The sequence below is a fragment of the Acinetobacter stercoris genome (assembly GCF_900323515.1).
Taxonomy (GTDB): Bacteria; Pseudomonadota; Gammaproteobacteria; order Pseudomonadales; family Moraxellaceae; genus Acinetobacter; species Acinetobacter stercoris.
Genome location: NZ_OOGT01000129.1, coordinates 1 through 11268, shown reverse-complemented (window position 1 = coordinate 11268; position 11268 = coordinate 1). Strand labels below are relative to the sequence as shown.

At 37.8% G+C, this 11268-nt stretch carries 13 protein-coding genes; 9 read left to right on the top strand and 4 right to left on the bottom strand.

Annotated features, from left to right (window positions below; translation table 11 throughout):
- Nucleotides 1-106 precede the first annotated feature (106 nt).
- From KPC_RS13000 to rplS, 6 genes are all read left to right on the top strand, one after another.
- A complete protein-coding gene (locus tag KPC_RS13000; RefSeq protein WP_228212265.1) occupies nt 107-538 on the top strand; it encodes a type IV pilin protein in 432 nt (143 codons plus the stop codon).
- Nucleotides 532-987, top strand: a complete 456-nt coding sequence (locus KPC_RS12995) for a type IV pilin protein (RefSeq protein WP_171334492.1) — start codon at nt 532-534, stop codon at nt 985-987. The genes KPC_RS13000 and KPC_RS12995 overlap by 7 nt, the downstream gene beginning before the upstream one ends.
- A 128-nt stretch (nt 988-1115) precedes the next feature.
- Complete coding sequence (gene rpsP, locus KPC_RS12990; RefSeq protein WP_121974785.1) at nt 1116-1373, top strand: 30S ribosomal protein S16; 258 nt, start codon at nt 1116-1118, stop codon at nt 1371-1373.
- A gap of 14 nt (nt 1374-1387) precedes the next feature.
- Nucleotides 1388-1936, top strand: coding sequence for a ribosome maturation factor RimM (gene rimM, locus KPC_RS12985; RefSeq protein ID WP_121974784.1), 549 nt, complete (start codon nt 1388-1390; stop codon nt 1934-1936).
- 40 nt (nt 1937-1976) lie between these two features.
- Entirely contained in the window at nt 1977-2717 is a 741-nt protein-coding gene (gene trmD / locus KPC_RS12980) for a tRNA (guanosine(37)-N1)-methyltransferase TrmD (protein ID WP_121974783.1), read from the top strand.
- 158 nt (nt 2718-2875) lie between these two features.
- Nucleotides 2876-3259 (top strand): 50S ribosomal protein L19, encoded by a 384-nt coding sequence (rplS, locus tag KPC_RS12975; protein WP_121974782.1) that lies wholly within the window; start codon nt 2876-2878, stop codon nt 3257-3259.
- Nucleotides 3260-3315: 56 nt separating this feature from the next.
- Here the strand turns inward: rplS and KPC_RS12970 are convergent, their stop codons facing one another.
- The 3 genes from KPC_RS12970 to KPC_RS12960 all read right to left on the bottom strand — a co-directional run bounded on the left by KPC_RS12970 (nt 3316) and on the right by KPC_RS12960 (nt 6672).
- Nucleotides 3316-4287 carry an esterase/lipase family protein gene (locus KPC_RS12970; protein ID WP_121974781.1) on the bottom strand — a complete coding sequence of 324 codons (972 nt, stop codon included), beginning with the start codon at nt 4285-4287 and terminating at the stop codon, nt 3316-3318.
- 177 nt (nt 4288-4464) lie between these two features.
- Nucleotides 4465-5439, bottom strand: coding sequence for an esterase/lipase family protein (locus KPC_RS12965; RefSeq protein ID WP_121974780.1), 975 nt, complete (start codon nt 5437-5439; stop codon nt 4465-4467).
- 216 nt (nt 5440-5655) lie between these two features.
- On the bottom strand, nt 5656-6672 hold the full coding sequence (locus KPC_RS12960) for a lipase secretion chaperone (protein ID WP_121974788.1): 1017 nt from the start codon (nt 6670-6672) through the stop codon (nt 5656-5658).
- A gap of 157 nt (nt 6673-6829) precedes the next feature.
- Between KPC_RS12960 and truB the strand changes: the two genes are divergently transcribed.
- Both truB and KPC_RS12950 read left to right on the top strand, forming a co-directional pair.
- Complete coding sequence (gene truB / locus KPC_RS12955) at nt 6830-7738, top strand: tRNA pseudouridine(55) synthase TruB (protein ID WP_121974779.1); 909 nt, start codon at nt 6830-6832, stop codon at nt 7736-7738.
- A gap of 6 nt (nt 7739-7744) precedes the next feature.
- A complete protein-coding gene (locus tag KPC_RS12950) occupies nt 7745-8509 on the top strand; it encodes a sulfite exporter TauE/SafE family protein (RefSeq protein ID WP_121974778.1) in 765 nt (254 codons plus the stop codon).
- A gap of 67 nt (nt 8510-8576) precedes the next feature.
- Here the strand turns inward: KPC_RS12950 and KPC_RS12945 are convergent, their stop codons facing one another.
- A complete protein-coding gene (locus tag KPC_RS12945) occupies nt 8577-9446 on the bottom strand; it encodes an EamA family transporter (protein WP_121974777.1) in 870 nt (289 codons plus the stop codon).
- A gap of 167 nt (nt 9447-9613) precedes the next feature.
- On the opposite strand from KPC_RS12945, the gene KPC_RS12940 reads away from it, so the two are divergent.
- Nucleotides 9614-11071, top strand: a complete 1458-nt coding sequence (locus tag KPC_RS12940) for a tetratricopeptide repeat protein (protein WP_228212262.1) — start codon at nt 9614-9616, stop codon at nt 11069-11071.
- The last annotated feature ends 197 nt before the right edge of the window (nt 11072-11268 follow it).

Genomic DNA, 11268 nt, shown 5'->3' with positions numbered 1-11268 from the left:
GGTGGAGGTGGAGGTGGAGGTTTTCACGTATTAGAAAAAGAATTTCCTTATGAACTAAAACTTATTCCTCAACGCTGGTATGAAAAATACAAATAAGGAGTTGGCGATGTTCACTTTAAAAAATCGTTACTCTGGATTTACGCTGATCGAGTTGATGGTTGTCGTGATTGTGATGGCTATTCTGGCTGCCATTGCGGTACCAGGTTACCAACATTTTGTACGTAAATCATGGGCATCAAAGGCAGAACAGCGGATACAAAGTATCGCTGTTCAATTGGATCGACATAAAGCCCGTAATTTTAATTATTTAGGCTTTGTTTTATCTGCTGATGATGCTGTATTAAAAAATCGCACTACTATTAAATATAATATCTCAACAGATATGGATGAGAATGGAAAGTTGTGGGCAATTAAAGCAACTTCAACTGATATAAAAAATTATAGTTTTTTAATGACCAGTACAGGAGTTAAATGTAAAAACATAACAGTTTCCCAAATGACATTTAACGATTGTGGTGATGGGAGTGGGTCATGGTAATCGCAAATAATAAAGGGCTTACATTGATTGAACTCATGATCGTGGTCATTGTAATCGCTATAATGGCTTCTATTGCGTACCCTTCATATCAGGATTCTGTACGTAAAACTCGGCGAGTGGAAATGCAATCTACAATGCAGGATATCGCAGTCGCGATTCAACGCTACAAAATAGCAAACTTTACAGTTGTTGGGGCTACTGCCAGTGATCTGGGAATTTCAGAAAGCTATCCAACTCAGGGAACAGCATTTTATAATGTGAGTTTGATGCCTATTGATAGTACTTCCCAAAAGCTGACAAGTAATAACTGGATCTTAACCGCAACTCCCAAAACCGGAGGTATGCAGGTTCTGGACGGAAGTTTAGTGATTAATAGTTTAGGGCAAAAATGCTGGATAAAAGGTAGCACTTGTACCCCTTCTGAGACAACAAATTGGGATGGAAATTAAAATTAAAATTCAAAATTGTGGATAACTCAAATTTTGATCTTTCCCTTTAGGCGAATATATCGTAAAATATTCGCCTTTTTAGGTTCAACCGAATCTAAAAAGTTTTTTCTTCATGTGAGAGTATTAACATGGTCGTAATTCGTCTAGCACGCGGTGGTGCTAAAAAACGTCCGTTCTATCAAGTTGTAGTGACTGATAGCCGCAATGCGCGTGACGGTCGTTTCATCGAACGTATTGGTTTCTTTAACCCTACAGCACAAGGTAATGCAGAAAAACTTCGTTTAGATGCTGACCGTTATGCGCACTGGGTTGCCCAAGGTGCTCAACCTTCTGAACGTGTTGCTTCATTAGCTGCTCAAGCTAAAAAAGCTGTAGCTGCTGCGTAAGTAGTAGGTAGCCCATGACACCAACACAGAATGTACCCGAAGATCGTATTCAGATTGGACAGTTACGTTCAGCATATGGATTAAATGGGTGGCTCTGGGTTTATTCCAATACAGAACCTATGAGCAATATATTTGACTACTTACCTTGGTACATTGAAACCAAAGCAGGTTGGCAAATAGTAGATGTAAAACGTTGGAAACCACATGGCAAAGGTCTTGTTGTTGCGCTTAAAGGTGTGAGTGATCGCACTGCTGCGGAAAGCCTGATTGGAGCAAATATCTGGATTTCGAAAACTCAACTGCCGAAAACGGACGTGGACGAGTATTACTGGTCAGATTTGAAAGGCTTAACAGTGTTAGGCTTGGATGACGAAGATAAAGAAGTAAATCTCGGTCAAATTCACGAATTGTTTGAGACAGGAGCGAATGATGTGATGGTGGTTCGCGCCACTACCGATAGCATTGATAGCGAAGAGCGCATGATTCCATGGCATAAAGATGTGGTACAGCGAGTTGATCTTGAAGCTGGTCGTATCTACGTAAATTGGGGCGTAGATTATTAATCCGTTGGATTAACGCAGCAGGAGAATAGAGGAGTCTGCGATGTTTTTTGCAGTCATAACGCTTTTTCCTGAAATGTTTGAAGCGATCAAGTCTTATGGGATTAGCGGGCGTGCAGCAAAGCGCGATATTGTACAAATTACTTGTATTAATCCACGTGAGTTTGCTGAGGGCAACTACAAAAGAGTGGATGAACGTCCATTTGGTGGTGGTCCTGGTATGGTGATGATGGCAGAACCTCTGTCAAAAGCAATTCATCGTGCCAAAGAGCTTGCAGCGCAAGCAGGATGTGTTCATGCTCCTGTGGTGTATATGTCACCGCAAGGAAAAACTTTAAATGAACCCGCTGTACAAAAATTTGTTGATTATGATGGATTGATTGTACTTTGTGGTCGTTATGAAGGCGTTGATGAGCGTTTGATCCAGAAATACGTCGATCAAGAATGGTCGATTGGGGATTACGTATTATCGGGTGGTGAACTGCCTGCGATGGTTTTACTGGACAGTATTATTCGGAGGCTTCCGGATGTGATGTCTGATGAGCAATCTGCAGTGCAAGATTCTTTTGTGGATGGTCTGCTAGATTGCCCACAATATACCAAGCCAGACCATTTTGAAGGTTTGGATGTTCCTGAGGTCTTGAAATCAGGGCATCATGCCAATATTGAAAAATGGCGGTTTTTGCAGCGTTATCAACGAACTTTAGAACGCCGACCCGAGTTGGTAGAAATTGTTACGTTGACTGAGCAGCAAAAGAAATGGCTAAAAAATTCTGATATTTAGTTTTAAATTTTAAAATTAAATATTTATATACAGGCTCTTTATTGGTTCCGAGTATTCGGGAATAAAGGGAAAGATAAACGGGTTGATACGCGATTTAGCCTCTATCCCCAGCGGTAGCACAGACCTCTTCTGTCCCGCACATATTGGAGATTCCCACAATGAGTGGTAAACATCCTTTAGTTCAAGCTGTTGAAAATGCACAGTTAAAATCAGATATTCCTGCGTTTGCACCAGGTGATACAGTTGTTGTTCAAGTAAAAGTAAAAGAAGGTGATCGTGAGCGTCTTCAAGCATTTGAAGGTGTTGTAATCGCGAAGAAAAACCGTGGTTTGAACTCTGCTTTCACTGTACGTAAAATTTCTAGTGGTATTGGTGTTGAACGTGTATTCCAAACTCATTCACCAATCGTAGCTAAAATCGAAGTGAAACGTCGTGGTGACGTTCGTCGTGCTAAACTTTACTATCTTCGTGAATTGTCTGGTAAAGCTGCACGTATTCGTGAAAAATTACCAGCTCGTAAAGCGGCTTCTACAGAAGCTTAATTCGAGTTTTGTAATTCAAAAAATGCGCCCAAAGGCGCATTTTTTATGTTTGAAGTTTATAAACCTTCCAGTTTTAAACGATTCGCATGTTGGCGGTAAAGGGATACTGGATCTGGTGCAAAAAGATCTTTTAGTCCTAAGATGTGATTGATTTCATCAAGATGTGTTTGATTGTAGTTATCACGAATTACTTGGCCAAGATGGCTACTACAACGACCGACTAACCCGTCATTATCTGTGTTTCCATAAGACAATGGTCCAAGTTGTGATATTGCAGTATCGACAACATCTAAAGCATTAGTGAACTGTGCCGTACCTGTCCAGGAATAATGGTAGACACCATTAGCTGTAATTTTCTGCCCATTTCCACAATCATTTGGGATAGCGGTACTTGGGTATTTTGCATTAAATTCGGCAGAACCTTTTTCACTAATACTTCGAAGTGAACGATCCAAATTATTAGGCAAGTTTGGATTACCTTCTAATATTGTTTCTATCGGTGCAAGGATATATTGTCCGAAAACAGTAAGGGCAAGTTTGGCCGCTGTATTGTTTAAAATGTCATCAGTAAATTTGGCTCCTTTATAGGTGCCTGCAACACCAGTCAATGATGCAACCTTTTCTGGGGCTACGATTTCAATATAGCGTGTCGTTGGTCCACCATGACTATGTCCAATCAGATTAACTTTAGTAGCACCAGTAATTGCCAATACATCCTCAACTTGTTGGAGAAGCTGTTCACCACGTACTTCTGTTGATTCAAGTGGAGAAACCTGAGTTGCAAAAACTGTTGCGCCATTTCGAGCGAGGTCTGGTAATACTTGATAAAAGTAATCTATACCAAAACTTGAAATGCCTAGACGAGAAAAACCAAACATTCCATGATTGAAGACAATTGGATATTTAGTTTTTGCATAGTTTGAGAGGATAAAAGAACTATTTATCTGTTGAACCCCGTTTGCAAAGCTTATCGGACTGGCTAGTCCAAGAAACAATGCAAGAGAAAAAGCGATTTTCCTAACTTTCATTTTCAACTCCTTCTTCCTGAATGTTGAATTCAGCCTTATTTTCATCTTTAAAAATAAGGGAAGAATGTTGCATAAAAATTAAACAAAATAATTTTTAGTCTGCTCTTATATTCATGAAAAAAGAGAAGTTGATGGAAAACTGTTCTAATTATTTAGAACAGTTCCAGTTCGTGTCAATTATAGACCATCAAGTTTTAAACGATTGGCTTGTTGTCTATACAATGATACAGGATCAGGAGCAAAGAGTGCTTTAAGTCCTAAAATCTGATTGACTTCATCTAGATGGGTCTGATTGTAGTTATCGCGAATAACTTGTCCTAAATGGGTGTTGCAACGGTTAACTAAACCATCATTATCTTTATTTTTATAAGATAATGGTGCAAGTTGAGAAATTGCGACATCGACAACATCAAGTACATTGGTAAGTTGTGCTGTACCTGTCCATGAATAGTGATATACACCATTACTTGTTATCTTTTCACCATTACCGCAGTCTGTTGGAATCGCAGCAGTAGGGTGTTTTGCATTAAATTCAGCTGAACCTTTTTCACTAATACTGGCAAGTGAGCGATCAAGACTATTTGGCAAGCCTGGATTACCCTCCAAAATGGTTGTGAGTGGTGCAACAATGTATTCACCTACAATTTTCAAAAGTGCATTTGCACCATTGTTGTTAATAATATCATCAGCAACTTTTGATCCTTTCATTGTTCCAGCAACAGCAGTAAGTGAAGCAACTTTTTCTGGTGCGACGATTTCAATGTAACGGATGGTTGGACCGCCATGACTATGACCAATTAAATTAACCTTCTTTGATCCAGTCAGTGCCAAAACTTCATCAACTTGCTGTAATAGCTGTTCTCCTCGTACTTCCGTTGATTCTAAGGGTGAAACCTGTGAGGCAAAAACCTTGGCACCATTTCGGGCAAGATCAGGTAAAACCTGATAAAAATAATCTAAACCAAATGTTGAAACTCCTAATCTAGAGAATCCAAACATGCCATGATTAAAAACAATTGGATATTTTGTTTTAGCATAATCAGATATGACAAAATTGCTGGTCACTTCTTGTAGCCCTGCTTTTGCGAAACCTGTCGTGCTTGTAACACCTAAAATTAGTCCAAACAGACCTACTTTTATCTTCGAATTCATTTGTTTTTCTATCCTTATTTTGATGATATGTTAGTAAGTGCCTAGATATCTTGTCGCTTTATCCGGTTGATAAGTTGTCGGTAATAAGGCTAAAGAATCTTGTAAAAATAACTATCAAATATTGAGTACCTGATCGATCTTATTGAAATGATCTTTATGTTTTTTGATTTTCCTCCTTTATAACATTAGTTCTTATTGATGGTTTTAAGTGATTGATTAATAAGGTATCTTTCCACCCTGATCATGCACATTTTCAAATGTATGTAAGCGAGCCTGTTCTTGGGGATTGTTAAATTTTTCAGTCCGTAACTGATTTATTGCATCCTGTTTTGCTGAATCACTCATTGAGCTCTGTTGAATACTGTCTCGTACAGATAAATATTCATTAACGCGTTGTTTCCACTGATCACGCTGAGTATCCAGATTTTCCAAACGTTGTGTTGCTTCTGCACCGACTAGATTGAGACGCATATTGTGTAATTCTTCAGCAGAACCACCGCGTGCCTTAAGATCGCTGGTTAATTTCCTTAAGTCATCCAGTTGTGATAACTGGGTTAGATTTTCTTTCCAGTCCACCGGCAGACTATTAAATAATTCCTTAAGTTTTTGTGCTTTTTCTATTTCATCCAGATTTTTATTAGCCAGTATATCCATTCGATTGAGTGTATATTGGTTATAAGTATCTTCTTCTCCAAATAGGCCTTGTATTTCATAGTCTGAAAAAAACTGTTTGCGTAAGTTTTGCATGCTAGCGAAAATGGTTCGATAATATTTTGGATCATTTTTATCGATATTCGGTGCTGAAAGACTCCCAAGTTTTTCTCTATACTGCATATAACGTGACCATAAATCGGTCAGTTGGGATAGTGCAGGCTCTTTATAATTCTCAAGTGCAAATCTATTAAAGTCATCCTTAATTTGTGGAATGGCTTTCTCACCATATTGGGTAATGAAATATTCAAAACAATTTTTAGTTTGTTCATTGACGATAAGCCGATTGGAATTATCCAGTCTGATTTGACAGTTGATCTGCGTATCTTGCTGACTTTGACTGACCAATGAGCTGGATTGAGTATTTGTTGGTATGGAGGAGGAAATAATATTGTTTTGTTCAGCGGAGCTGTTCGATTTTTCAACATTTACAGAAGGGGACTGCCTGGGTTTAAGCCAGAAAAAAATAGCCAGAACCAAAATAATAATACCAGCCATTATCCATAAATGGCGCTGTTGCAATCCATGCATTAAACTTTCCTTAAGTACAATTTTGTTTTAATTAGTTTAGTTAGAAAAACTATACAGTTTCAAAAATGTTGAGCACAAGAAAAAAATTGTAAAATCTAATGTGTAAGTTTGCTAATATAATACTGAATTTTTCTTATATCTTTCGGCTATGTCTGCTCCCAATCAAAAAGTAAAACGACGTCATATTAGTGGCGTTTTTTTGTTGAATAAACCTCTAGGTTTGAGTTCCAATGCTGCTTTGCAACGAGTCCGATGGTTATTTAGAGCAAATAAAGCTGGACATACAGGAGCGCTTGATCCTCTAGCTAGCGGTTTGCTACCTATTTGCTTGGGGGAGGCAACAAAATTTTCCCATTTTTTGCTTGATTCAACAAAACGTTATCAGACGATTGTTAAATTAGGTGAAATAACCTCAACTGGTGATGTTGAGGGAGAAATATTAGAAAAACACACTGTTCCTGAATTAAGTCAGGAAAAAATAGAATCTGTGTTAGCGCGATTTCGCGGTGATATTCAACAAATTCCACCAATGTATTCTGCATTGAAAAAACAAGGCAAACCTTTATATGAGCTGGCTCGTCAAGGCATTGAAATTGAAAGAGAGGCTCGACCAATCACGATTTATGATTTGAAACTGATTGATTTTACTGCAGATACTTTAACACTGGATGTAACTTGTTCAAAAGGCACATATATTCGGGTCTTGGGTGAAGATATTGGCAAAGCACTGGGGTGTGGTGGACACTTGACCTATTTACACCGTACCCAGACGGGGCATTTTGAAATTATTCCTGAATATACGATTGAGTATCTGGAAAGTTTGTCTGAAAGTGAAAGAGAAGCCTTATTGTTAGCTGTACATTCTCCAATAGATCATTTCCCTAAGATACAAGTACCAGAAGGGAGAGCAGAATATTTTTCACGAGGAATGGAAAGTAATATTGAACATGAGGCTGAAGCTCAGGTTTTAGTTTTTGATGATGAAAAATGTTTAGGGCTGGCCGAAATTACAGATAAAAAACGTTTAGTACCTAAACGTGTTTTGAACCTAGAGTAATCAAGCATGGATATGGATACTATTCTGAGTCTGGTATTTTTTGCCTTTTGTGCGGGTGCGATTGATGCAGCTGTTGGCGGCGGCGGGCTGATTCAGATTCCTGCGTTGATGGGGGCTTTACCACATTACTCTACTGCAACCGTATTTGGGACAAATAAAGTAGCATCAATTTGTGGTACTGCTTCAGCCGCATTTTCATACATGCGAAAAGTTAAGTTGCAATGGAAATTGCTTGCAGTCATTGCTGTGACGGCGTGTATCAGCTCTTTTGGTGGGGCAGCCTGTGTTTCCATGATTCCACAAGAGATCCTCAGACCATTTGTCCTTTTCATGTTGATTGTTATAGCAATCTACACTTTTATGAAAAAACAGTTTGGGCAGGTTCATTTTCAGCAGGAAGTCACCAATAAAGTTTTACTACTTGCTGGACTTGGCGGCTTATTGATTGGTTTTTATGATGGGATTTTTGGTCCTGGTACAGGTAGTTTCTTCATTTTCTATTTTATTCGCTATTTAAAAGTCGACTTTTTACATGCAAGTGCGTTGTCTAAAATAGGCAATTTTATGACTAATTTTGCTGCGCTGAGCTTTTTCATCCCGACAGGGCATGTTTTGTTTCAGTTAGGTTTGATTATGGCAGTGGCAAATGTTGCAGGATCATTAGTTGGAGTAAAAATGGCACTTAAATATGGTAGCGGATTTATTCGAATTATTTTTCTGATCTTGGTGAGTATCCTGATTTGTAAACTGGCATACCAAACGTTTTTTTAGAATTTAGCTTCTGTTCATAAAAAGATGGTATTTTTACCATCTTTTTTATTACCTATGTGTAAACCGTCTAATCAATATCGGATGTTTTATTGGCACGTAATGTTACGCCAATCGAAGCTAACATGATGCAAATCAGGGCAATACTTTGATAAATGGAAATACGTTCATTTAAGAGTAACATGCCAGCAATTGCGGCTAACGCTGGAGATAAACTGGACAATGTCCCGTAGCTCAGCTTGCTTAAATGTTTTAATGCCATGAGATCGAGTGCATAAGGAATCGCCGTTGCAAGCAATGCGATTAATAGCCCATAGCCCCAATACTGTGTGTCAAACAGTTGCTCTGGATGGGAAATTGCACTGATTGGAAATAGCACTACAGATGATAAAACAATGGCAATGGTTAAAGCATGCATTCCAATATTTTGGCGAATAACCCGCTGACCAAAATAAATATAAAAAGCCCAGCAAACTCCAGCACCTAAGGCAAATAATGCACCAAGATACGAAAAGTTTTGTTGAGTTGCATCATGCCATGGCACCATTAATGTAATGCCAATAATTGCAAGGATAACCCAGATGTAATCACTTTTCTGCTTAATAGATAGAAGGGCAAGGGTTAGAGGACCTAAAAATTCTAGTCCGACAGCAATTCCTTGTGGAAGTCGACCGAGAGAAGAATAAAACAGTACATTCATTAAACAAACAGAACCGCTATAAAGTAAAATATCTCTCCATTTTAGATATGGAAGACGTTTGATAACTTTCCATGAGCGGAACATAAAAAAAACAAGAATAGATGCAAAACATAATCTTAGAGTGACCACTGTAATTGGATCTAAAACAGCAAAAAGCTGTTTGGCAAAAGATGCACTGATTTGATAAGCCACCATGGAAAGAACCATGTACAGCACACTGAGAAGTTGAGTGTTTTGCATGTGAATAGATGAGTATAAGTATTGATTTATCTTAACACTTTCGAATGCAAAATTTAAAAATGTAAAATATATGATAATTCATGTTAAATTTTTTATACAAATTGTAATTAACTCAGTTAATATACAGTTGTGAGTTATCAATAAATTTATAAATTCAGGAAAAAGCGATGTCTGAAAATGCATCAGAAACAATAAATTCAGAACACATGAATGACGTAACTTTTGAGCGTATTCAACAAGGGGATGCAGAGACCTGTTATGTGTGGGTGGTACAAAGTGAACAGATGGGTTTTGCCCAAAATGACCAGGAAGCCCAGTATAGGGTTGACCTGCTGGTAAAATCTTCCAATCAAGATCATGCTGAAGCTAGTATTTTACTTGGGAAATGGCATTTGGCAGGTCATTATGTGATGAGAAATGTGTCATCTGCTATTTTATTTTTTGAACATGCGGTAAAACTAGGTAGTGTGTTAGCCAACTTTGAATTAGCTAAAATTTATTTAAACGGTCTTGTTGGTCATGTGGATGAACAGTTGGGAATGGCATATTTAAAGCCAGCCATAGAACATGGTTTTGCTGATGCGATCTTGCTTCAGGTACAAAAATTAAGCTCCCAATTAGAGAAAGATCCAATCCGGATATTGGTTGAAAATTACAATAAAAATCAACATAAAGAAAGCTTAAAGTTTTTAGTAGAATCTGACCAATTTGAAAAAGGTTCTGTCACAAATATCTTGCTGGAACTCGCTGGGTATGATTATTTCGCTTGTGCGTTACTGGCATTTATGTATTTGAAACAAGGAAATGATCAACAAGCATCACACTATGCGAATTTGGCTCAAGAGCAAAATGATCCATATGGTTGTTATATATGTGCACAATTAGCACTTAAAAATTCCAAAAGCAGCAAACAGACTGTACAGGCATTTCTATTGAAAGCAGCAAAAAATGGACATATTGAATCAGCATACTTGTTAGCGGTTGACTATATGCAGCAAGCTGATCTGTGTAAAAAAACTGAGGATAGACAAAAATATATCGATCAGGCTTTTTCTTTATTTGTCCAAGCTGCTGAAGCTGGAGATCGTGATGCCCAATATTCTCTGGCGCAATGCTATAAATATGGCATAGGAACAGTAAAACATCCTGTACAAGGGATTTTCTGGTTAGAAAAAGCAGCGCAGTCAGACCATACCGATGCCCAGTTCGAACTATCGATGCTGTCTCCTATTGAATCTCAGCAACATTTAAGGCTACTCAATGCGGCAGCTGAAAAAGGGCATCCACAAGCCATGTTATGTATGGCAATTTATGAGCAAAAGCATCATAGAATGGATCAGGCAAGAATGTGGTTACTTAAAGCCAAAGAACATAAAGTTATACGAGCCTATTACTTATTGGCTCAAATGTACCGAAATGGTATAGGGGTAAAATCTGATTTGAATGAATATGTGGAATTGTTAAAACAGGCAGCAGAGTTTGGTGAAGTCGATGCTTATTTTGAACTATTCAAAGTTTATAAAGAGGGTATTGGGGTGCGTAGAAATAAAAAGTGTGCTGTTAAATATCTGAATTTAGCCAAAGCACATCAACATCTGGAAGCATCTTCAATTGAACTATCCTAATACTAGGAATAGGGATGAAAGCCTTTGAGAAAAAATAGGGCTTTCATTATCTTATCAATATAAAAGTATAAAGAAGTTCTCATTAATAAAAAATAAGACATTTATTATTAAATATTTTTCATTATTTTAGTATTGCCCTAATTCAAATTTATATGCTTTTGTTAGATATAGTTGTCAATTGTTGAACTAAAAAAGAC

Excerpts from the sequence above, each read along its gene's own strand:
- KPC_RS13000 (WP_228212265.1), top strand. The coding sequence starts at position 107 with ATGTTCACTTTAAAAAATCGTTACTCTGGATTTACGCTGATCGAGTTG.
- KPC_RS12940 (WP_228212262.1), top strand. The coding sequence starts at position 9,614 with ATGTCTGAAAATGCATCAGAAACAATAAATTCAGAACACATGAATGAC.
- truB (WP_121974779.1), top strand. The coding sequence starts at position 6,830 with ATGTCTGCTCCCAATCAAAAAGTAAAACGACGTCATATTAGTGGCGTT.
- trmD (WP_121974783.1), top strand. The coding sequence starts at position 1,977 with ATGTTTTTTGCAGTCATAACGCTTTTTCCTGAAATGTTTGAAGCGATC.
- KPC_RS12970 (WP_121974781.1), bottom strand. The coding sequence starts at position 4,287 with ATGAAAGTTAGGAAAATCGCTTTTTCTCTTGCATTGTTTCTTGGACTA.
- rimM (WP_121974784.1), top strand. The coding sequence starts at position 1,388 with ATGACACCAACACAGAATGTACCCGAAGATCGTATTCAGATTGGACAG.
- KPC_RS12945 (WP_121974777.1), bottom strand. The coding sequence starts at position 9,446 with ATGCAAAACACTCAACTTCTCAGTGTGCTGTACATGGTTCTTTCCATG.
- rpsP (WP_121974785.1), top strand. The coding sequence starts at position 1,116 with ATGGTCGTAATTCGTCTAGCACGCGGTGGTGCTAAAAAACGTCCGTTC.
- KPC_RS12995 (WP_171334492.1), top strand. The coding sequence starts at position 532 with ATGGTAATCGCAAATAATAAAGGGCTTACATTGATTGAACTCATGATC.
- rplS (WP_121974782.1), top strand. The coding sequence starts at position 2,876 with ATGAGTGGTAAACATCCTTTAGTTCAAGCTGTTGAAAATGCACAGTTA.
- KPC_RS12950 (WP_121974778.1), top strand. The coding sequence starts at position 7,745 with ATGGATATGGATACTATTCTGAGTCTGGTATTTTTTGCCTTTTGTGCG.
- KPC_RS12965 (WP_121974780.1), bottom strand. The coding sequence starts at position 5,439 with ATGAATTCGAAGATAAAAGTAGGTCTGTTTGGACTAATTTTAGGTGTT.